The 21,096-nt window shown below is 62.3% G+C and carries 26 protein-coding genes; 18 read left to right on the top strand and 8 right to left on the bottom strand.

Annotated elements, in window-relative coordinates:
* From DRF71_RS23935 to DRF71_RS23920, 4 genes are all read left to right on the top strand, one after another.
* On the top strand, positions 1-807 hold an 807-nt coding region (locus DRF71_RS23935), incomplete at its 5' end, for a ribose-phosphate diphosphokinase (protein WP_112312984.1).
* Between the two features lie 37 nt (positions 808-844).
* On the top strand, positions 845-2,203 hold the full coding sequence (locus DRF71_RS23930; RefSeq protein ID WP_112312894.1) for an MBL fold metallo-hydrolase RNA specificity domain-containing protein: 1,359 nt from the start codon (positions 845-847) through the stop codon (positions 2,201-2,203).
* 38 nt (positions 2,204-2,241) lie between these two features.
* Positions 2,242-3,723: a thymidine phosphorylase family protein gene (locus DRF71_RS23925; RefSeq protein ID WP_112312983.1), complete on the top strand. Its 1,482-nt coding sequence runs from the start codon at positions 2,242-2,244 to the stop codon at positions 3,721-3,723.
* Complete coding sequence (locus tag DRF71_RS23920) at positions 3,647-4,603, top strand: DMT family transporter (protein WP_112312892.1); 957 nt, start codon at positions 3,647-3,649, stop codon at positions 4,601-4,603. The genes DRF71_RS23925 and DRF71_RS23920 overlap by 77 nt, the downstream gene beginning before the upstream one ends.
* A 50-nt stretch (positions 4,604-4,653) precedes the next feature.
* Here the strand turns inward: DRF71_RS23920 and DRF71_RS23915 are convergent, their stop codons facing one another.
* The 3 genes from DRF71_RS23915 to DRF71_RS23905 are packed head-to-tail and all read right to left on the bottom strand — an operon-like array spanning position 4,654 to position 6,573.
* Positions 4,654-5,223, bottom strand: a complete 570-nt coding sequence (locus DRF71_RS23915) for a cobalamin biosynthesis protein CobQ (protein ID WP_112312891.1) — start codon at positions 5,221-5,223, stop codon at positions 4,654-4,656.
* 22 nt (positions 5,224-5,245) lie between these two features.
* Positions 5,246-6,013, bottom strand: a complete 768-nt coding sequence (locus DRF71_RS23910; protein ID WP_112312890.1) for a DsbA family protein — start codon at positions 6,011-6,013, stop codon at positions 5,246-5,248.
* Positions 6,010-6,573, bottom strand: coding sequence for a L,D-transpeptidase (locus DRF71_RS23905; RefSeq protein ID WP_112312888.1), 564 nt, complete (start codon positions 6,571-6,573; stop codon positions 6,010-6,012). Before DRF71_RS23905 ends, DRF71_RS23910 begins: the two co-directional genes overlap by 4 nt.
* Before the next feature lie 523 nt (positions 6,574-7,096).
* Here DRF71_RS23905 and DRF71_RS23900 point away from each other — a divergent pair.
* From DRF71_RS23900 to DRF71_RS23850, 10 genes are all read left to right on the top strand, one after another.
* Complete coding sequence (locus DRF71_RS23900) at positions 7,097-7,657, top strand: L,D-transpeptidase (RefSeq protein ID WP_112312982.1); 561 nt, start codon at positions 7,097-7,099, stop codon at positions 7,655-7,657.
* Between the two features lie 477 nt (positions 7,658-8,134).
* The gene (locus tag DRF71_RS23890; protein ID WP_157971258.1) at positions 8,135-8,845 is read left to right on the top strand and encodes a cytochrome c; all 711 of its coding nucleotides are present in this window, start codon (positions 8,135-8,137) and stop codon (positions 8,843-8,845) included.
* Between the two features lie 2 nt (positions 8,846-8,847).
* Positions 8,848-9,831 (top strand): c-type cytochrome, encoded by a 984-nt coding sequence (locus DRF71_RS23885; protein WP_232831650.1) that lies wholly within the window; start codon positions 8,848-8,850, stop codon positions 9,829-9,831.
* Between the two features lies 1 nt (position 9,832).
* Positions 9,833-10,249 (top strand): hypothetical protein, encoded by a 417-nt coding sequence (locus DRF71_RS23880; RefSeq protein ID WP_112312883.1) that lies wholly within the window; start codon positions 9,833-9,835, stop codon positions 10,247-10,249.
* Positions 10,239-10,730, top strand: coding sequence for a hypothetical protein (locus tag DRF71_RS23875; RefSeq protein ID WP_112312881.1), 492 nt, complete (start codon positions 10,239-10,241; stop codon positions 10,728-10,730). The genes DRF71_RS23880 and DRF71_RS23875 overlap by 11 nt, the downstream gene beginning before the upstream one ends.
* Positions 10,727-11,470: a ferric reductase-like transmembrane domain-containing protein gene (locus DRF71_RS23870; protein WP_232831649.1), complete on the top strand. Its 744-nt coding sequence runs from the start codon at positions 10,727-10,729 to the stop codon at positions 11,468-11,470. The genes DRF71_RS23875 and DRF71_RS23870 overlap by 4 nt, the downstream gene beginning before the upstream one ends.
* The gene (gene mrdA / locus DRF71_RS23865) at positions 11,457-13,412 is read left to right on the top strand and encodes a penicillin-binding protein 2 (protein ID WP_112312879.1); all 1,956 of its coding nucleotides are present in this window, start codon (positions 11,457-11,459) and stop codon (positions 13,410-13,412) included. The genes DRF71_RS23870 and mrdA overlap by 14 nt, the downstream gene beginning before the upstream one ends.
* Positions 13,409-13,885, top strand: a complete 477-nt coding sequence (locus DRF71_RS23860; protein WP_112312878.1) for a c-type cytochrome — start codon at positions 13,409-13,411, stop codon at positions 13,883-13,885. The genes mrdA and DRF71_RS23860 overlap by 4 nt, the downstream gene beginning before the upstream one ends.
* 112 nt (positions 13,886-13,997) lie before the next feature.
* On the top strand, positions 13,998-14,720 hold the full coding sequence (locus tag DRF71_RS23855) for a DsbA family protein (RefSeq protein ID WP_232831648.1): 723 nt from the start codon (positions 13,998-14,000) through the stop codon (positions 14,718-14,720).
* 203 nt (positions 14,721-14,923) lie between these two features.
* A complete protein-coding gene (locus tag DRF71_RS23850; protein WP_126976248.1) occupies positions 14,924-15,364 on the top strand; it encodes a hypothetical protein in 441 nt (146 codons plus the stop codon).
* Positions 15,365-15,403: 39 nt separating this feature from the next.
* On the opposite strand, the gene DRF71_RS23845 is transcribed toward DRF71_RS23850, so the two are convergent.
* Both DRF71_RS23845 and DRF71_RS23840 read right to left on the bottom strand, forming a co-directional pair.
* Positions 15,404-15,895 (bottom strand): DUF411 domain-containing protein, encoded by a 492-nt coding sequence (locus tag DRF71_RS23845; protein WP_232831647.1) that lies wholly within the window; start codon positions 15,893-15,895, stop codon positions 15,404-15,406.
* A gap of 70 nt (positions 15,896-15,965) precedes the next feature.
* Positions 15,966-16,577, bottom strand: a complete 612-nt coding sequence (locus tag DRF71_RS23840; protein WP_112312873.1) for a membrane lipoprotein lipid attachment site-containing protein — start codon at positions 16,575-16,577, stop codon at positions 15,966-15,968.
* A 182-nt stretch (positions 16,578-16,759) separates the two neighbouring features.
* On the opposite strand from DRF71_RS23840, the gene DRF71_RS23835 reads away from it, so the two are divergent.
* From DRF71_RS23835 to DRF71_RS23825, 3 genes are all read left to right on the top strand, one after another.
* Complete coding sequence (locus DRF71_RS23835) at positions 16,760-17,116, top strand: hypothetical protein (protein WP_157971257.1); 357 nt, start codon at positions 16,760-16,762, stop codon at positions 17,114-17,116.
* Positions 17,117-17,178: 62 nt separating this feature from the next.
* Positions 17,179-18,648, top strand: coding sequence for a multicopper oxidase family protein (locus DRF71_RS23830; protein ID WP_112312870.1), 1,470 nt, complete (start codon positions 17,179-17,181; stop codon positions 18,646-18,648).
* A gap of 45 nt (positions 18,649-18,693) precedes the next feature.
* Positions 18,694-19,227, top strand: a complete 534-nt coding sequence (locus DRF71_RS23825; RefSeq protein WP_332872078.1) for a TlpA family protein disulfide reductase — start codon at positions 18,694-18,696, stop codon at positions 19,225-19,227.
* A gap of 60 nt (positions 19,228-19,287) precedes the next feature.
* Here DRF71_RS23825 and DRF71_RS23820 read toward each other — a convergent pair whose 3' ends face one another.
* Both DRF71_RS23820 and DRF71_RS23815 read right to left on the bottom strand, forming a co-directional pair.
* Complete coding sequence (locus DRF71_RS23820) at positions 19,288-19,758, bottom strand: DUF411 domain-containing protein (RefSeq protein WP_112312868.1); 471 nt, start codon at positions 19,756-19,758, stop codon at positions 19,288-19,290.
* Positions 19,755-20,162, bottom strand: a complete 408-nt coding sequence (locus DRF71_RS23815; RefSeq protein ID WP_408634565.1) for a M23 family metallopeptidase — start codon at positions 20,160-20,162, stop codon at positions 19,755-19,757. Before DRF71_RS23815 ends, DRF71_RS23820 begins: the two co-directional genes overlap by 4 nt.
* Positions 20,163-20,271: 109 nt before the next feature.
* Between DRF71_RS23815 and DRF71_RS23810 the strand changes: the two genes are divergently transcribed.
* On the top strand, positions 20,272-20,568 hold the full coding sequence (locus tag DRF71_RS23810) for a hypothetical protein (RefSeq protein WP_157971256.1): 297 nt from the start codon (positions 20,272-20,274) through the stop codon (positions 20,566-20,568).
* A 39-nt stretch (positions 20,569-20,607) separates the two neighbouring features.
* Here the strand turns inward: DRF71_RS23810 and DRF71_RS23805 are convergent, their stop codons facing one another.
* Positions 20,608-21,072 carry a hypothetical protein gene (locus DRF71_RS23805; RefSeq protein ID WP_126976286.1) on the bottom strand — a complete coding sequence of 155 codons (465 nt, stop codon included), beginning with the start codon at positions 21,070-21,072 and terminating at the stop codon, positions 20,608-20,610.
* Positions 21,073-21,096 lie beyond the last annotated feature (24 nt).

Genomic DNA, 21,096 nt, shown 5'->3' with positions numbered 1-21,096 from the left:
GGGATTGAAACCCGCCGCTTTCCAGACGGCGAGACCTATCTGCGGCTGTTGGCGCCCGTGAAGGGTCGTGCCGTCGATGTGGTTGCCACGCTGGCCGGACCGAACCCGGATTTCCTCCGCCTTGCCTTTGCCGCCGATGCGGCCCGCGCGCAGGGGGCAGCGCGTGTCCGTTTGGTTGCGCCCTATCTTGCCTACATGCGGCAGGACAAGGCGTTCAAACCTGGCGAAGCGGTGACGTCCGACACGTTCGCACGGCTCGTCTCGTCACTGTTCGATGGGCTTGTGACGGTGGATCCGCATTTGCACCGCCGCACTGCGCTGTCTGACCTCTACGACATTCCGGCCGCAGCGGTGCAGGCGGCCCCGGCGCTGGCCGACTGGATCGTGGCCAATGTGGAACGACCGCTACTGATCGGGCCGGATTCCGAAAGTGCGCAATGGGTGCAAGCCATCGCCGAGCGGATCAGCGCGCCCTGGAGGGTGATGGAAAAGACCCGGCGCGGCGACTATGACGTATCGGTCGACCTGCCGGACCTGACTGGACATGCGCTATGCACCCCGGTTCTGATCGACGATATCGCCTCGTCCGGACGCACCTTGATCGCGGCGGCTGACCTTCTTGCCGCGCGGGGCATGGCGCGGCCGGTCTGTGCCGTGGTCCATGCGCTTTTCGCCGGGGACGCCTTCGCGCGGCTTCAGGCGGTCTCGGCGCGTGTGGTGTCCTGCGATAGCGTGCCGCATCCCTCGAATGCGATCCCGCTTGCCCCGCTGGTGGCGCACGCATTGGCGGGGCTGGCCGCACGATGAATCACATACCGGCTTCGGCCCTTGACGGAGGTCTTTCATGCTGACCCTTACGACGCACGGCGCGGCGGGAACCGTTACCGGCTCGCGCCATCTGCTGACCCGCGGCAACCAGCGTATTCTGGTGGATTGCGGCATGTTTCAAGGTCTGAAGAACCTGCGCGACCTGAACTGGGCGCCGTTTCCGGTAGAACCCCGGTCGATCGGCGCGGTCGTGCTGACCCATGCGCACCTGGACCATTCCGGGTATCTGCCGAAACTGGTGGCCGACGGGTTCCGCGGCCCGATCTACGCCACTCCCGCAACGCGGGCTGTGGCCGAACTGATCCTGCGCGACAGCGGCTATCTGCAGGAAAAGGATGCGGAATACGCCAATCGCAAGGGCTATACCAAGCACAAGCCGGCGCGGCCCCTGTATGGCGTCAAGGACGCCGAACGCGCGCTGGAGGCCTTTGTCGAGGTCGATTTCCACGCGACGACGACCGTCCTCGGGGATGCGGCGCTGACCTATCGGCGCGCGGGGCACATTCTGGGTGCCGCGACCGCCAGCATCGACTGGGGCGGGCGCAAGGTGGTGTTCTCGGGCGATCTCGGGCGCTACGGCGATGAAGTCATGGTCGACCCCGAGCCGGTGGAAGAAGCGGATCACATCGTCATCGAATCGACCTACGGCAACCGCAGCCACGACCAGACCGACCCGGCCGAGGCGCTGGCGGCGCTGATCTCGCGCACTGCGGCACGGGGTGGCACCGTGGTCATTCCGGCCTTCGCCGTTGGAAGGGCGCAAAGCCTGCTCTACTACATCTGGAAGCTGAAGCAGGGCGGTCGGTTCCGGGATCTGCCGGTCTACCTCGACAGTCCGATGGCGATCAATGCGAGCGAGCTGCTTTGCACCTACCCGAATGACCACCGCATGTCGGTGGATACCTGCCGCGACGCTTGCGCGATTGCAACCTATGTCCGCGATGTGGAGAAATCGAAGGCAATTACCACCAACCCCTACCCGAAGATCGTGATTTCAGCCAGCGGCATGGCCACCGGGGGACGCGTCCTGCACCACATCCGCGCCTTTGCGCCCGACCGGCGCAACCTCATCCTCTTTTCCGGCTTTCAGGCGGCGGGGACGCGCGGGCGGTCGATGGTCGATGGCGCGTCCGAAGTGAAGATGTTCGGCGAATGGGTGCCCGTGCGGGCCGAAGTGGCGAACCTGCCAATGCTTTCCGCCCATGCCGATGCGGGCGAACTGCTTCGATGGCTGGGCGGGTTTCGGGCTGCACCGAAACACGTGACGATCGTCCACGGCGAGCCGGAGGCCGCCGAGGCGCTGCGAGTGAAGATCAAGCGCGACCTTGGCTGGCATGCGGACGCCGCACGACAGGATCAGGAGTTCGCACTGTGAGCGAAGCGATCGCCGACGCCCGCGCCGCGCTGCCGCTGATGCGGCTTTTGCGGATCGGCCTGCACAGTCAGGGTGAAGCGATTGCCATGATGCGATCCGATTGTCAGGTGTGCCGGTCCGAGGGGCTGCATGCCCGTGCGCGCGTCGAAATCGACTCTGGCGGGCGCCGGATCACCGCCCGGCTTCTGCCCGTGGACGGAACGGTGCTGAACCTGCACGAAATTGCGCTCTCAGAAGATGCATGGGCGCGCCTCGGTGCAGCAGAGGGGGACGAGGCAATCGTTCGGCCTGCACCGGCGGCGGACTCGATGTCCCTGGTGCGCCGCAAGCTATATGGTGGTCACCTTGAGGAGACGGACTTTGCTGCCATCCTGCGGGATGTCCAGGGCGGTCGTCTCAGCGATATTCAGATCGCAGCCTTCCTGTCCGCCGGTGCCGCGCTGCCGCTTGACGATTCCGAGACCATCGCTCTGACGCGAGCCATGGTCGAAGTCGGAGAAAAGTTAAGCTGGAACGCGCCTCGTGTCATGGACAAGCACTGCGTCGGTGGCCTTCCCGGCAATCGGACGACGCCAATCGTTGTCGCTATCGTGGCGGCATGTGGCCTGGTGATCCCGAAGACGTCTTCGCGGGCCATTACCTCGCCTGCGGGGACGGCGGACATGATGGAAACGCTGGCCCCTGTCAATCTGGACCTGCCTGCTATTCGCCGCGTTGTCGAGGCGGAGGGAGGCTGCGTCGTCTGGGGTGGTGCGGTCCGACTGAGCCCGACAGATGATGCCTTCGTGCGGATCGAACGCGAGATCGACATCGATGCCGAGAGCCAGCTGATCGCGTCGGTCCTGTCAAAGAAAGTTGCCGCCGGATCGACCCATGTCGTCATCGACATTCCCGTCGGCCCCACGGCCAAGATAAGGACCGTCGAGTCTGCACGCGCGCTTGCCGCACGGCTGTCGCTGGTGGGAACGACGCAGGGACTCGAGGTTGCCTGCCTGCTCACCGATGGCAGCCAGCCGGTCGGGCGGGGCATCGGTCCGGCACCCGAGGCGCGTGATGTCATGGCCGTCTTGAGACGCGAAGCCGGGGCACCACGGGACCTTGCCGAACGTGCCCTTGCCTTGGCGACGGCGTTGCTGGAGACCGGCGGGGCAGCTGCGCCCGGTACGGGTTCCCGCCTTGCGCGGGCTGTGCTTGCTGACGGACGCGCCTGGACGAAATTCGCCGCTATCTGCGAGGCACAGGGCGGCCTGCGTGAGCCGCCCGAAGCGGTGCAGAGCCATGAAGCAGTGTCACCGTCTTCCGGAACGATTGCCGCAATCGACAATCGGCGACTGGCGCGGCTGGCTAAGCTGGCTGGGGCGCCGGGCAATCTGGCCGCAGGGCTTACCCTTGCCGTCCGGGTTGGCGAAACTGTCGTGAAGGGACAGCCGCTCTTCCGTCTGCATGCAGAGAGCGCTGGGGAAATTGCCTATGCACTCGAATACGCAACCGCTGCACCGGCCATCACGATTGCCGGGTGACATGTCCGGACGGTTAACTCGCGGAACGCTCGCCAGCCTGCTTGCGGTCGCCACGTTGACCGCGCTTTGCTATCCGCTTCTGTCGGTTGGCCTGAATCTCGCACCTCCGCTCCAGTTTGCTACACTCCGTGCAGGCGTAGCCGGACTGGCGCTACTGATGTTGGCATTTGCGATGCGCCGTCCGTTTCCACAAACGAGAGTGTTGTGGCTGCAATTGGGAGCGTCGGGCATTTTCTCGACGACCATAGGCTTCGCGAGCATGTTTGGCGCAGCCGGCCTCATCGCGCCCGGCATTGCGGCCGTGGTAGCGGGCACGCAGCCTATCGTTGCGGCCCTGTTGGCGTTGGTGGTTTTCGGCCAGCCCTTTGGAAAATGGCAGGCTATCGGAATGTCCGTGGCGCTTGTTGGACTTGCCGCGATGACGCTTCAGGACATCTCAGCCGGAGGGACCACGGCGGTCGCGGGAGTTGCGCTGGTGGTCGCGGCGACGGTGGGAAGCGCTATCGGCAACGCCCTGACGAAGCGATTTGCCTCGGATGTGGACCCGATCGCAGCGGCGGCGGTTCAGCTTCTGCTTGGCGCGGGGCCTCTCGCAATCTTTGCTTTCGTATCCGAACCGCTCACTTCAGCCGTGCTGGAACCCCGCTTTCTTGCGTTGGTAATCGTCTTGGGCATCGGTGGCACGGCCGTAACTTTCACGTTATGGATCTCGGTTCTCAAGGACTGTCCGCTAAACACCGCGAACGTCTTCAACTTCGTTGCCCCGCTTTTGGGGGTCGCGATCAGTGTTGGCTTTCTGGGCGAGAGTCTTACTCTGCTTGCTGTGGCGGGAATGGTTTTGACGATCAGCGGGATCGCACTTGCCGTCCTGCGCGAATGACGGGGCAGGCGGGAACGGGCCAAAATGTTTCCGAGGTGAGCCAGTCCCGTTTAGCCCATCCCATGCAAACCGTGCAGATCTCCCGTCAGCAGGATCGAAATCAACAGAGGAGCTGAGACGCCGAGGACCAGCAGACGTTCTCTCCACTGTCTGAGACGCAAACACAACAGGACAGTCAGCGCCCCGGCCAATCCGACCTCGAATACCCCGATGATGCCGCCGTAATAGTTCGGGTCCCAGTAGCTGACCGGACTGCGGAAGACCCAGTCCGACACGGGCCAGAGCTGGCGGCGGGCATCGTCATGATGGGTGACGAAGTCGATGGCCGCATGCAAAAAGCCGGCTCCCACAAAGGCGGTGAGAATGAGGTGACGTCGCCAGTGTCCAAAGGCAAGTAGCAGCCCCCAGACGAAAAAGCTGTGATCGACGGCAAAGACGGCCTGCCATGAGTCCGAGTAGAAGAGGGTTCCGAAGACTTCATGCTGCGGAATTCCGGCCAGACGTGTCGAAGAAAGCACCAGCGCAAACATCGGAACATCAGGAGCGAGACCGCCCAGCATGGCCGCTACCAGAGTGGCCGGCACGACCGGACGCGCAAAGACAGCAGCGCCGATCAGCATATGCGTAGGTGTGTTCATCGCATCAACAGGCCGGAATTGGTTCGGCCTTCTCCTCTTCCGCAATCTGTCGGAGGAGGGAGAGGGGAACCGCACCGCTCAGCTCGGTCCGTCCGATCACCAGACCTGGGGTGCCAATGAACCCGAATAGGTCGGCAAGTGCGCGTGTCTGGTCGAGTTCGGCCTGAACCCCGACGGAGGACATGTCGATCAAGAGCCGCTCGACATCCAGATCAAGGGTCTCCGCAACACGCCGCACCGAGGCCTCTTCGGCAACCATCGGTGTCCGCATGAAGCAGCGGCGAAGCTCCTGCTGCTTGCCCTGGCGTGCGGCGGCAACGGATGCCCGGGCGGCCAGTTCGGACGGCGGCCCGAAGATTGGAAGTTCGTGCTGCACGAGCCGGTACGCGGCCGGGTCTTTGGCCAGCAGGGTCTGAAGATCCCGCTCGAGTGCACGGCAGAAGGGGCAACGAAACTCGCTGAAGTAGGCGATCGGAACGACAGGGTCGAAGGCGCTTTTTCCAAACAGGGCCGGACATGGGTCGGTGCGCAGAGTCTCCATGCGCGCCCTGCGTGCTCCCGCATCAGGAAGTGGCCCATCGAGACCGACAAGGGCAATGTTTGCCGTGGAGGTCTGTCCGGCCAGTTCCAGCCGACGAAATGGCGGCACACCCTCGATGTCGACATAGGACAGCCCGCTTCCGCCAAGCCGGTCCCAGGGCAGGGCCCGTAGTCCATACATCAAGGCTACGATGCCCCCCAACACGAAGACATCACGACGGCGGATCGTCACAGGACAGTAACCGGCGTTCCGACTGGGACCTGCTCATAGAGTTGGATCACATGGTCGTTCAGCATCCTGATGCAACCGTTCGACACGGACCGTCCAATCGACCACGGCTCTGTCGTGCCGTGAATCCGGTAGTAGGTGTCGCGCCCGTCGCGGTAAAGGTAGAGGGCTCGGGCGCCCAGTGGGTTGCCAGGTCCGCCCGGCACCCCCTCGGCAAACTGGGCATAGCGATCGGGATTCCGGCGGATCATGTCGTTTGTCGGGCGCCATGACGGCCATTCGGCCTTGCGTTCAATGATTGCCGATCCCTTGAATGCCAGACCGGCCTTGCCGACGCCGACACCGTACCGGACGGCCCGCTCGGAATCGAAAACATAGTACAGAAAGAAACTTCGCGGGAAGACGAGGATCTGACCGGGGGCATGTTGCTCTCGGACTCGGACCTCGCGAGGTTGAAATTCGTCGGCCAATACGAAGGGTTCTTCGGTATGAGCACGAAGGACAGTTGGCATCGAGAGGGCTGCAGCGGCTGCGCCGGAAAGAAAGGATCGACGGAAAATCATGCGAACTCCTGAGAGGAACGTGAAGGACGAGGGTTCACTCAGAGGAAGGTTCGCGGAGGTGGGCGACCGGGGGCAAAGGCGCGGCTTGAGGCAGAGACCGGCGTAATCACGAACCGCGCAGACTTGGCATACGGTGCCACCTCGAAAAATGACAAGGAGGCAGTTGCGACAAGCTGGCAGGAGGCATGGCCTGATCCGTCGCTGCAAAGGGCGTCCTGGTCCACAGCTGCGGTTTGAGCATGATCTGCATGAGCGCCGTGGGATGCGTGATCAGGAAGCGCCGCCCAGAGAAGGGCGACGAGCAAGCACAAACCGCACAGGGTGTTCGCAAACTTACGCATGGGCGCAGAATAGCGCTCTTGGTGTATGGGAGAGGTGTTCACATCGAAGTGAGCAGAGAATTTCCCAACAAAATCGGCGAAAGCGCCACGGCTTCACCTCTTTGTGACCCCTGTGCGATGCAAAGCGATTTGACCTTCCCACGTTGGAAGCCGGCACAGGTAACAAAAAAGAGGAGCAGACCATGCGATTCAGTCGACGACTTTTCGTTGCCGGAGCCCTTGCCGCGCCTTTCCTGACGGGCCGGGCAGCCTTTGCGACCGAGGACAATCAGGGACCAGTCCGGAACAACATCTCGGCGTTCCGCATCCATGAGTGGCAGGACCACTTCGACTCGCTTGGGGTCGGGGTCATCATCTCTGACACCACGGGCAAGGTTCTCCAGCACTGGACGAGCGACGGTCAGATGTTTCTCTATCCCACTTCGGTTCCGCTATCAGATGAATTGACCCGGCGGGGATACACCGAGGTCGTCGAGAAGCGGGTTAACCCAAGTTGGGCTCCGACGCCCTCGATGCGGGAGCGCAACCCGGAGTGGCCAGCCTTCGTGCCAGGAGGCGATCCAACCAATCCGCTTGGCACCCGCGCCCTGTATCTATCGTGGCAGTACTACCGGATTCATGGTACTCACGACACGCGTAAGATCGGGCGTCGTTCGTCGAACGGCTGCATCGGGCTTTACAATGAGCACATCGAAGAAGTGTTCGACCGCACTCCGGTCGGAACGAAAGTCAAGCTGATCTGAACGGATGAGAGCGACAGCATACCCACTGGCCCCAACGCAGAACCTGCTTGCACGCAGGTTGTTGCGTTTCGTATCGATGTGGCTTCTGACTGTCGCTCTGGTCATGGGCTTGGTGCTAGGACAATCTGCAGAAGCAGCGTCCGGTAACGAGCATCACGACCTCACAGTCGAGGCTGCCGATACACCCGAACAGCAATCCTCGGCAAAGCCTGCCTGCTACCCCGGCGTCATTTGCACCGCGTTCGCTTTGCCCGATGCTCTGGCCTCGATACAGCCCACGGCCGTTCCGGCTGTGCTTCAGCCCGACGCTGAGCAGTCGCAACGCCGTTTTGGCGGTCCGGCCATCACACTTCCTCCCCCGCGAACCCTGACCTGACAGTCGGGCCGAACGATTGTTCGATGACCAGACGAGCTGGTTTGAAAGACTGGCTCAGGTTCGACCCTTTCTCAGCCTGACTCCAGAATTCGTCCCAAGCTGTGACCCGCCTCACCGGCAGGGCGCAGCCAACGATCAACAACAAGAAACCAAGGGCAGTCAGGCAGATGAAATCTCAATGGACGGGCGCGATCGCGCTTGCCGCTTCCGCCGTCGCGGCAGTGGCGCTGGCACATACGGGGGCGACGGGCGTCGTCCTGGACCGAATGAACGGAATGACGGCAATGCGCGACACCATCGCGGAATTGGCACCGATGATGCAGGGCACCGTGCCCTACGACACATTCATTGTGTCTGAAGGCGCCAGCGTCATTGCAAGTCATGCGGGAGGGACGATGCTGTCGCTTTTCCCTGAAAACAGCCTTGAAGGCGTCACCTATGCCAAGCCGGAAATCTGGTCCGATTGGCAGGAGTTCGCGGCCCTCTCCGAAGAGCTGAAGGCCTATGCTGATGCCTTGGCTGAAGCTGCCCCGAACGGCCTCGAGCCCGCGAGTTCGCCAAATGGCGAGATGGCTGGCATGGATCACTCGGCCATGGGCATGACCGGAACACCGCAACCGGCGCAGGGCTTCACGGTCGCGGAATTGATGGGATACGGAACGACTCCGGAAAAGATCGCGGTGACACGAGGGACATCGGACCCGACAGTTTTGGAGCTTGATCTGACGACACTGGCGGCGGACGACCTCTTCAACCGGATCAGCGCGACATGCTCTTCCTGTCATGCGCAGTTTCGTGCGGGCCGGAACTGACCATGCGAGGTTTGATCCGGCTTTCCTTTGTCTTCCCAGCCATCGTGGCAGGTATAGGTGCCGGAGTGTTGGCACTGTGGCCGATCGGGGAGGTCGAGCCCGCGAGCTTCCCTTCCGGCGATGCCGAACGTGGGGCCTATCTCGCGCGCGCAAGTGGCTGCGTGTCCTGTCATACCAACTCGGCCGCCAAAGGATTGGCGCTTGCGGGAGGTGCGCCTCTTGACACACCCTTCGGCACCTTCGTGCCTCCGAACATTACACCGCATCCGGAGGCCGGGATCGGGCGCTGGACCGTCCAGGATTTCGCCAAGGCGGTGCGCCAAGGGGTGTCGCCTGACGGCGACCCCTACTACCCCGTCTTCACCTACTCTTTCTACGCCGGTTTTACCGATCAGGACATTGCCGACCTCTGGGAGGCGTTCCGCACCGTCCCGGCTGTTGGCGATGCAGCCCCACCCCACGACGTCGGCTTTCCCTTCAGTTTCAGATCGGGGCTGAAGCTCTGGCGCGCGGCTTACCTTGAGACGCCCAAGACGGACGCACTCATGGGCACGTCTTCCCCGTGGAACCGCGGGCGGGTGCTGGTCGAAGGGGCTGCTCATTGCGCTGCCTGTCACACGGGCCGAACCCTGGCAGGGGGCCTTGATGACGGCGCCCGCTTTTCCGGGAACGACAGCCTTCCAGGGGGCAGCAAAGCACCGCCAATTCTGAGTGACGTTCTCCTCGCAAAAGGTTGGGGCGTTGCGAACCTGGCTTACGCGCTTCAGTCCGGGATTCTGCCTAACGGTGATGCTTTCGGCGGCAGCATGGCCGAGGTCGTCGCTGAGGGCACGTCTTTCCTGAGCGCTGCCGACCGCGAGGCCATTGCCACCTATCTCCTCGACCCCGAAGGCACGGGCGACATTCCTGCGCCCGCACCGACGCCGGTCGAGACCCCGATGGCTGGGATGGATCATTCACAGATGGATATGGGAAATGGGAACTAGAGTGCTTGCCGTCATTCTGGCTTTGGGCGTTGCCGTCTTCGTCGGTGTCTTCATCTGGACCACCGTCTGGACCCTCGATCCGCGCGACACGATCTCCGCTGATCCATCGGCGACAGCCGAAGTGTCCGAGGCGCTTTCGGACGGACGGATGGACGTCCAGGTCTACGCGCTTGGTAATCTCGACGTTCGAGTTGAAATCCAGTTCATGCCCGATACCGACGCCGGCGCAGCTGCCGGCATGCGGCCAGATGTGAACTTTGCGATGGTTGACATGCACATGGACGGCGTAGCGCCGCCGCTTCAGCTGGTCGAGGCAGGCGTCTGGCGCGCCGACGTGAAGCTGCCCATGGCCGGTCGTTGGGTCGTCAGTGTGGGCTTTGGTGAAGAGTTTGCAGAGGTCGAGTTTGATGCGCGATAACCCAAGTCCGGCAACTTTTCTGAATGATGACAGCCTTCGCCGCAACCTGCGCGGCCTGGCTGTTGGCACCACCCTGTTTGTGGTCCTCGGCACGGTCACTGCCGTATGGGCGAACCCACTTTTTGTCCGGATGACTCCAGTCGGGCCTTGGGAGTTCGTCGCGACCGTTCTGACGGCCTTCCTCGGAGGTGTGACAGCGGCGATGTGGGTCCCTCAGTGCAACTTGCGCGCTTCCGGGACGGGTGGGCTTGCCAGCTTTCTCGGAATCGCCTGCCCAACCTGCAACAAGGTGCTCATGCTGGTCTTCGGTGGACCCGCGCTTCTTGCCTGGTTTGATCCGCTCCGGCCGTGGCTTGCGACTGCCGGGCTCGTCATCATGGGCACCGCCGCGTTGACAACGTGGCGCCGGTTTCGCGCTGTCCGCACTGGCAACAGGGAGGTGCAGGGACTGCGGGGTCTTGATCGGGGTGACGTGAAATGAAGACAGTCACGGTCCATGACCCAATGTTCCGACGGCTGAGCCGGAATGTACTTTTGCGGCACGGGCTGATGGCCCTCCTCTCTGCTGGCCTCGTTCTGATTTTTGCGGCTATCCATGGCGAGTGGAGTCCGATGCACCGCTGGAACCGGGCACTTGCCGACGCCTCGCTGGTGCTGGTTGCGCTTTCGATGGGCCTGGGGCCTCTGGCCCGGCTCCTCAGACCCGCAGTGTTGGTGCTGCCCTACCGCCGTGAGTCGGGCATCTACGGCTGCCTTCTGGCGCTTGCGCATGCTGGAATCATTCTTGTCGGCTGGGTCGAATGGGACCTGATGCGGCTCTTCGGCTTCGAATGGCATCCCGAACTCCTCAGCTATGTCATGTTTCAACATGGCTTTGGTCTGGCCAATGCAATCGGGATCGCCGCCTTGCTCCTCGCGATCCTCCTGGCAACAACATCAAGCGATGCCGCAATGCGCCGCCTTGGCGTTTCCGGCTGGAAGTTCCTGCAGATGGGTGTCCTGCCGCTTTGGTGGCTGTCTGTAGCGCATGTCGCCTACTTCCTGTTCATGCACTTCCTCAGCTTTCACCGGGCGACGCCCGAGCCGAACCCCCTGCAGTATTGGTTCGTCGGACTGGTGGTCTTGGTCCTGGGACTGCGACTTGCCGCTTACCTGAAAACCATTGGCGGCAGACGCATGCCGGAGTCTCAGTACGAGAGGGCCAAGCATGCGCCGATCTGAACGGGATATTGCCCGGGCCTCACGGGTAACGACGCGTCGGTCGCTGATGCTGGGCGGCGTGATGACCTCGGTGGTCGGTGTGCTTGGTTTCCGGATGTGGCAACTCGGTGTACGCGATGCTGAGGAATATTACCTCCTGGCCGAGGAAAACCGGATCAATTTGCGGCTGGTGCGCCCCGACCGGGGCCGCATCTTCGACCGCGCGGGCAAGATCGTCGCGGACAACGAACACACCTACCGGATCATGCTCGTGAAGGAGGAGGCCCGGGACGTCGATGACGTCCTTGCGAAACTGCAGCGGCTTCTTGGTCTGACGAGCGAGGATATCGACCGGATTCGGGAGCAACTTGACCGCGTTCGGGGCTTTGTCCCGGTGACCGTTAAGGACAGGGTCACCTGGGAAGAGTTGTCAATCATCGCCTTGAACACCCCGGCTCTTCCGGGTGTCCACCCGGAGATGGTCCTGTCCCGGGTCTATCCCTTCGGGCCGGACTTTGCCCATCAGGTCGGCTATGTGGGACCCGTCAGCGACAGCGATCTCACAGCCAAGGACGGGGAACCCGATCCGCTTTTGCGCTCGCCGGACTACCAGATCGGCAAGACGGCGCTTGAGCGGATCCACGAGCGTGCGTTGCGCGGTGAGCCGGGAGCTCAGCGGGTGGAGGTCAACGCCGGCGGCAGGACCATGCGCGAGCTGGCACTTGATCCGCCGACCCCCGGCTCGGACATGCAGATCACACTGGATCATCATTTGCAGAACTTCATGCGTGTGCGCCTCGAAGGACAAAGCGCGGCAGCAATCGTAATGGATGTGACAAACGGTGATCTTCTTGGCTGCACGTCTGCGCCTGCATTTGACCCGAACCTCTTCGTGCGGGGGATCTCGAGCAAGGACTACAGCGGTCTGCGCGACAGCGAGTTTCGCCCGCTTGCCGACAAGACCGTTCAAGGGGCCTATCCGCCGGGATCCACGATCAAGATGTCGAATGCGCTCGCGGCTCTGGAGAGCGGAGTCATGGACCCAGCAGAAACCGTAACCTGCAACGGATACGTGGAAATCTCTGGTCGCAGATTCCATTGCTGGAAAAGCGGCGGCCATGGGCGGGTCGACATGGTCGGTGCGTTGCGGCAGTCTTGCGACGTCTACTTCTACGAAGTCGCGCAACGGATCGGGATCGACGGCATCTTTGCGATGAACGACCGTCTCGGACTGGGCCAGAAATACGACCTTCCGCTGTCGGGAATGGTTCACGGCAACAATCCCTCACGCGCCTGGAAGCAAGAGCGCTACGGTCAGGATTGGTTGATTGGCGACACGATCAACGCGTCCATTGGCCAGGGCTTCACGTTGACCTCGCCAATTCAGCTTGCCACGATGACCGCGCGCCTCGCCTCAGGAACGGAAGTCCTCCCACGTCTCGTGCGCCCGCTCGGTGGGGCCAGCCCGGGTGAACCTGCGCCTGCCTCACTTGGTCTTTCGGCAGAAGCGCTTGCGATCGTGCGACAAGGGATGTTCGAGGTGTCGAACCACGAGCGTGGTACGGCCTATGCCTCGCGGATCGCGGATGTGACCAAAGCAATGGCCGGGAAGACCGGAACGAGCCAGGTGTTTTCGATTACAGCGGCCGAGCGCGCAGCCGGTGTCCGATCGCAGGACGAACTCCCATGGAACAGGCGGGACCATGGGCTGTTCGTGGCCTTCGCACCCTTCGATGCGCCTCGATATGCCGTGACTGTTGTAGTGGAGCATGGCGGCGGCGGCTCAACGGCGGCGGCACCGATCGCGCGCGACATCATGCTCTTTGCCCAACACGGCGGCCTGCCGCCCGAAGATGCCTATCCTACTGCTCAGCGGGCCCGAATTCGGGAGGATCTGGCTCAACTGTCCGAACGGATTCTCCCGCCGGATGGGGTGACACCGATCACCGTGAGCCGGACATGAAGGCCACCAAGCCAAGAGCTGGCAAGTTCAGAGGCGCTGCGATTGTTGCGCCCGCGGCATTCTTTCTGCTGTCCGCGCCACAAGCAGACGCGTTCTTCCACAATAGCCCCGATCTCGAACAAGGTCGCGCCATCTATGAGGCGGAATGCGCGTCGTGCCACGGCGCCGATCTGGAAGGACATCCCGACTGGCGAACGGCCAATGAGGACGGGACCTATCCCGCCCCGCCGCATGACGCGGGCGGCCACACCTGGCATCACGGCGACATCATGCTGCACGACTACATCAAACGCGGCGGGCAGGCCGTCCTTGACGAAATGGGCGTTGCCTTCACCTCCGGCATGCCGGCTTTCGGCGACCGTCTGACGGACGAGGATATCGAAGCTGTTCTCGATTACATCAAATCGACTTGGCCCGACGGCATCCGCGCCACGCAAGCAGAGCGGAGCGCCGTCGAGGCACTCGCCCCATGATGCCTGACCCGAACGATAGTCTGTCGGTCCAAGTTTGGACTTGCCTCTCGAGTTACTTGAGGAAGCATCAACCCTCAAAAAATGTACGAAATGAAAGGTCCGCCCGATGCGAATGAAATCCCTGCTGCTTGCCAGTGTCTTCTGTTTCCAAGTCGCTATGCCGTCCTTCGCGCAGGAGGTCTCGGATGAACGCATCAAGGCTCTCGTCGCCGAGGCCCTGCGCGAAAACCCCGAACTGATCCTCGAAGCGCTCCAGGCCCTCGAAGAGCGGCAGGCGGAAGCGCAGGCAGCCGCCGCAACCGCAGTATTGGCCAATGAACGCGACACATTGGAACGTGACCCTAACGCACCGGTTCTAGGCAATCCGAAGGGCGATATCACGGTAGTCGAGTTCTTTGACTACAACTGCCCCTACTGCAAGCGCGCCATGCCGGAAGTCGACGCTCTTCTGGCCGAAGACGGCAACATCCGGTTGGTGATGCGCGAATGGCCAATCCTCAGCGAGGGATCTGCCTTTGCCGCACGCGCCGCGCTCGCATCCCGGAAGCAGGGCAAATATGCTGAGCTCCACAATGCTCTGATGGGTATGCGCGGCAAGGTAGAAGCCGACACGGTGCTGCGTGTCGCCGGCGAAATCGGCTTGGACTTGGACAGACTCAAGGCAGACATGCAGGCGCCAGAGATCGACGAGCACATTGCAACCTCGATGCGTCTGGCCGAGGCGCTCGGTTTCAACGGGACGCCATCCTTTGTCGTAGGCGATCAGCTGGTCCCCGGTTTTGTTGAAAAGGCGCAGCTTTCCGAAATCGTGGCTTCTGTTCGGGCATCAGAATGAGTGGTTCGAAACGAGTCGCTTCGGAATGCTCCTGTTGCACCGCCTTCCCTGCTCGCAGGACGATCCCGGCCGTCCCGGCCCTCGCGGCGGTACTATGGATCGCTCTGTCTGGAATTGCGGCAGCGCATTCGTTCATTGCAGCAATTCTCGTCGTCAGTGAGAATGTTGAGCAAGACCTTGCGGAGGCTGTCCGAGGATTCGTGTTGGCTGCCGACGAGCGGGACGGGCACCCAAACGAAACCTCCGACGGGCATCTGGGCGGCGTTGACGTGCATGTTCTTCCGCTTCCGGCCGAAGCCACCAGACTTGTCCAGAAGTTGACTGGCTCACCAGACGAGCCGGCTGATGTCGTCATCGTCCTTGGACCGAAGCCTGCCGCCGACGACGCGGCGAGCAAGTACAGCCGTGCGAGCACCGTTCTGGTGCAAGCACTCCTTGCGGAGGGCTGGAATGGTGATGACCGCATGGACGGTTTCGTCACACGCTACCGGCTCGCCTACGGCAAGGAGCCCGGTCTTTTGGCCGCCTCAGCCTACCACGCGGCGCGCAGGTTGGATGTCGCGATCAGACCGCTTGACGGAGCGGGGCCGCGGGATGTGCTTCTGGAAGCCTGGCAAGCATCCGAGGTCGGCTTGCAAAGATGAGCCTATGGTCTCTCGCGCGGCGCGCACCGGGTGGGGATCTCACGCCGCCGGATAGCTGGTGAAGACCGTACTGCTTCCGTCCAGACCGACCATAACGACATCATAAGCCTGACGCTCTGTCTCTGGTCCCATTCCCGGTGAGCCGAATGGCATGCCCGGAACGGAAAGTCCCACTGCCAAGGGGCGTTCGGCCATCAACCTGCGGATATCCGCTGCTGGAACGTGCCCTTCGATGGTGTAGTCGCCGATGGTCGCCGTGTGGCAGGACGACAGGTTCTCCGGGATACCGCGCTCCCGCTTATAGGTCGCGAGGTCTTCGACACTGCGCTCTTCAAAGCTGACGTTGAAGCCGCTTTCGCGTAGGTGGCCGATCCAGGCGTTACAACACGGACAGCCAGGGTCCTTCACCACATGGATCCGTTCGTCCCCTTCGGCCAGCAAAGGCACAGTGCTCATGGCAAGGATGGCCGGTCCGGCAAGAAGAAGAGTACGGCGCGCAAGGATCATCAAAAGCCCCATTTTATGTGTCACCGCAAAATACTGCCAAAGGCCGGGCGTGGCGAGCGCAGTATGGCTCCCAATAGGCCTGATCACCAAGAAACTACCGAAGACGCGCGTCCCCGGCCTGCACCAGAAGGACGCCGTGATTCTCATCTGCGTCATCGTCCGTAATCCGACGGGTCTGAACGCCCGGCAGATCTGCGAAACCTTCCATCATCCGTTTCGGGAACCAGGTCATTCGCAGGCTTTCGAAGCCGGGAACGCCTTCCAGTACGCGCGATATTGCAATTGTGCAGTTCGCCTTGGGCACCGCGCCGTACGCTTTGGCACGCGCCATGATCAGGTCCGCAACTTCTGGTGAAACCATGATTGTCTGCTCGACAACGTCGTAAGTTTCGCGAGCATGGTAGTCGATGTAGAAGTCGACCATCTTCGGCGTGATCCCGAAATGGACGTCGTTGCGCTCTGGAAGCTTCGGATGTCGCCAGGTTCCCGCCGGGTCAAAGAGAACACGCTCTGAGCCATTGATCAAAAGCCCGGCGTGCGCACCGGCGCCGCTGCGGGTCGACAGGACGGTATAGAGCGTGACCGAGGTCGGGCCGACATGTTCATAGCGCGCGTCGGCCACGGCTTCATCCGGCGCCCAGATCGGTTCGGCGCCGCAGGCGGACAGCAACAGAGTTGCGAAAAGGGCGAAGACCAATCGTTTCATGGTGTGTACCGTCAGATCATTGAAGTTTTCGCGACCCGCGTTCGGTTGCCAGTAAACTCTGCGCTATCAAGTCAAGACGAGGGAAAACGCGGCAATTCTGCTGCAGTCGATGTCATCGCCATATTGCCCAGACACCAAACTGTCAGATGACGGCACCAGACCACACTGATACACATGACGTCATGACCCGCTCGTTGTTTCCTATGCGTGCACTGATCCTCGCCGCCTATCTTCTGGCGGCGATCCTGCCAATGCTTGCCTTCTCCGAAGGTCGGCAACAGTCTCAGGCCGACCATGAGCAGATGATGGCGATGGCTGGCCATGGCGCGCATATGTCATCCGCAGGCAGCCCGATTGACGATGCACAACGGCTGCTTTGCCAGCAACATTGTCTTTTTGCGGCTGCGGCTCTTCCCGCCCCAAGCCCGGGCGTCGTCGCCATCGCGCGTTCGGTTGAAATCAACCTGAACAATGACCTGCTGGCTGCATCGCTTGCGCTCCCGCCACCTGGCCCACCTCCGAAACGCACACTGATCTGACCCTATAGCTCCGGTTCGCCGGGGCCTTCAGTCTTTTCACATTGCGATACAGGAGAATTCGCATGATCGCTCTCTCTCGCCGCGGCTTTCTGGGCGCTTCTGCGGCTGCTGCCGCCTCACTTATTCTGCCTGCTCGTGCTAGAGCACAATCAGCCCGCATGTCGCTGACGGCGACGACCCGGACGCTCGATATCCGGGGCAGGGCCGCCACCGTCTGGGGGCTGATGGACGGCAACGGCCGGTCTGGATTGGTCCTCGACCCGGGTCAGGCATTCGCCGTCGATCTGACGAATACCCTGACCGAGCCGACCATCATCCACTGGCACGGACAGATCCCGCCAAACGCTCAAGACGGCGTGCCGGACATGCCCATGGCCACGCTGCAACCCGGCGAAAGCCGCGCCTATGACTTTGCCGCGCGCCCGGGCACGCACTGGATGCATGCCCATATCCCCGCGCATGAGATGCTGCTGCTGGCCGCCCCCCTGGTCGTGCGGCGGCCCGAGGATGTTGCGGCCGATCGGCAGGACGTGACGCTGTTCCTGCACGACTTTTCGTTCAAGCCGCCTGCGGAGGTGCTGGCAGAGATTACCGGCGGCGCGTCCATGGCCGGGATGGACCACAGCCAGATGGGTCAGGACGGCATGGCCGGCATGGACATGGGCGCAATGGGTCAGGGGGACATGATGGCCATGCCGGGCATGGACGGCATGGCGATGGACCTGAACGACTACAACTTTGACGCCTACCTTGCCAATGACCGGACGCTGGACGACCCCGAAGTCGTGCAGGTGGACAAGGGCAGCAAGGTCCTTGTTCGGGTGATCAACGCGGCCGCCGCGACGGTGTTCTGGATCGACACCGGCGCACTGACCGGGCGGCTGGTTACTGTGGACGGAGAGCCGGTGCAGCCCCTTCCTGGCAACCGTTTCGGAATCGCGATGGGCCAACGGCTTGACATCGAGCTTAATGTTCCAGCCGAAGGCGGGGCCTTCCCGGTCCTCGCCCTGCGCGAGGGTGCAAGAGAACGGACGGGTCTCGTCCTTGCCACCCCGGGGGCCACGGTGACGAAGGTCGCCAACATGTCCGACGCCGACCATCCTGCCTTCAGCGCCGATCTGACGCAGGAAGCGGCCCTGCGCGCCGTCACCCCGCTGCCGGAGCGCGCGGCATCGTCGCAGCCGATGTTGATGCTGGGCGGCTCGATGATGCCCTACGTATGGACCATCAACGGGCAGACCTGGGGCAAACATTCCCCGGTGACCGCGAAAACCGGCGAGCGTGTCGAGATCATGTTCCACAACATGTCAATGATGGCACATCCCATGCACCTGCATGGCCACGCTTTCCAGGTGGTCGGCGTGGGCCAGAACCGGATCGCGGGTGCTGTTCGTGACACCGTTCATGTGCCGCCGATGGGGATGGTGACGGTCGCGGTGGATGCGGGTGAAGCGGCGCGGTGGATGCTGCATTGCCATCACATGCCGCATCTCTCGACAGGCATGATGACTGAGTTCGCGGTTTCGGCCTGACGACGATCCGGACCCGCAGATTGCCTGCGGGTCCGGCCTTCCGCGATGGGAAAACCAATGCCTGTTCAGATGGGTCGTCGACCTCTCCTTGCCGGTCTTGCAGCGAGCTTCATTGCGGGGCCCGCCCAAGCGCGACCGCCTTTCCGGCTGCGAAAGGACCCGCAGCCTCTGCTTTCCCCGCCTATCCAGGATGAAGCAGGAACCACCAGGGTTCTTGGGGACTTTGCCGGGCGTGTGATCCTTCTGAACATCTGGGCGACTTGGTGCCCGCCCTGCCGGGAAGAGATGCCGGCACTCGAACGTTTGGAAGGGCTGCTTGGAGGCCCGGATTTTGCCGTGCTACCCCTTTGCATCGACGAGGGCGGGATCGAAAGGGGCCGAGGTTTCTATGATGAGATCGGGCTTGTAAACCTGCCGCTCTACTGGGCGGAACCGTTGCGGGTTCAACTGGCTTTGGCCTTCATCGGACTGCCGACGACGCTTCTGATCGACCGCGAGACGCGTGAAATCGGGCGGCTTCAGGGCCCCTTCGACTGGGGAAGCGACGAGGCTGTCCGTCAGATATCGGATCTGCTTTGATCGGTCGCCATTCCCTTGATTAAATCCCTGCCTAGCACGTTGAGTTCGGAAATGGACAGATCAGGCTGCCTGATAGCTGGTGAAGATTTCGAGACTTCCATCCCGGCGAACCAGCAGAACGTCATAGGCGTCTCGACTGTCTTCTGATCCCATGCCGGGGGAGCCGTAGGGCATGCCGGGTACTGCGAGGCCGACTGCGTCAGGACGCTCGTCGAGCAGCCTGCGGATATCTGCAGCCGGGACATGGCCTTCGAGCGCATAGCCGTCAACGGTTCCTGTGTGGCAGGAAAAGGCCTTTGCCGGAATGCCCTGATCCATCTTGAAGCGGATCAGCAAGGTTCCCATCGACACCTCATCCGTTACTGTGAACCCTTTTTCGCGCAAGTAATCCACCCATGCCTCGCAGCACTCGCAACCGCGCCCTTTGACGACATGGATCGGTGGTTCTTCCTCTGCCCTGGCGGCAGGGGCCAGGGCGAAGGCTGCTGATGCAAGCATGAGTTCACGGCGACCGATAAAATACCTTTTCATCCACGTTCCCCGTCGGTTGTTGGCATGAAGCCGGTTTCGCTGCGCCAAGTGGCAAGTGCATCAAGGTCAGCAGCAGTAGCAATCTCTTGCTCCGGCAGGGCGTCCTGGTCTTTCGGGTCGACCGGTCGGCCATCGACACGCACTTCGTAATGGAGGTTCGGGCCGCTCACGAGCCCTGTCGCGCCGACCGCGCCAATCTCGTCGCCCGCCTTGACCCGCGTTCCGACGCGAACGTCTTCAGCAATCTCAGAGAGATGCGCATATCGCGTGACGACCCCACCGCCGTGGTCGATGTCGATCGTGATGCCATAACCGCGGATCGAGCCCGCAAAGATCACCCGACCGGCACCAGTCGCCGAAACCTCGGTCCCCACGGGGGCCGCGTAATCGATCCCGGTATGCATTCGAACTCCGCCCAGCACGGGATGGTTCCGGCGGCCAAAGACGGACGACAGGCGGGCACCAAGGATGGGGGCCGCGGAACGCTGCACGGCTTCGCCATCTTCAAAGACGATGACCCCAGCCTACATGCTGCGCGCCTTTGCCAAGGAAGCCCGGGCCGAACTGCGGCGGCTCTTGGCGGAAGATGATCTTGCGCCGCATGTCGATGAGGCGAGGCGCATCTTTGCCATGGCAGCATCGGACATGGCGGTCGGCGAACCGATGACCGTCTACGCCCAAAGCTCCGCTATCCGGGCTATGCATGCGGCACTTGATGACCCTTGGCTGATCGAGGCCCGGGCGACGATCGTTGGTGCCTTCCTCGCCGCGATTGCGTCGCTGCTGATCGAGGCGCGACGCGTCAGATAGACCCGGACAATGCAACAGAATTCGATGAACTGCCTCCGGTTACTCGCAGGCAAGATCGGGCAGCGGCGCTGTCTCGAAGGTCAGACTGTCGGCGCTTGTAACGAGCGCGAACTCGCCGCCCGAGCGGAAGGTAGCCACCATTTTCGACCAGTCCGCTGCGTCAACCGATGCCTGTGCGGCGATGCCGTTGTTGACCGGCAGGCGGGCCTGTTCGCCCGACTTTGCGAGAACGACGACCATGTCCGGTGCGGCGTCTTTGACAAAGCGAACCACGAACGCGCCGTTGGGCGTTGGCCCAAAGACGCGATCCGGATCGCAGACAAGCCGCACCTCACCCGCTTCGCTGGTGAGCGCGTAGGTCGGCAGGCCACGTTCGACACCTATCGTCCAGGCGTCGAGCGCGTGGACGGGAACAGACATCGCCGCAAGCGCGGAAACAGCCAGAACGGGGGACAGAACATGCATCGACAGGAAAGCCTTTCGTGGTTCGCGTGGCGACAGCAAAGCACCACTTCTGATGTCGTTAGA

Source organism: Pseudogemmobacter bohemicus, assembly GCF_003290025.1.
Taxonomy (GTDB): domain Bacteria; phylum Pseudomonadota; class Alphaproteobacteria; order Rhodobacterales; family Rhodobacteraceae; genus Pseudogemmobacter; species Pseudogemmobacter bohemicus.
Note: the sequence above shows the minus strand (reverse complement) of the source record. Positions and strands in the feature narration are given on the sequence as shown.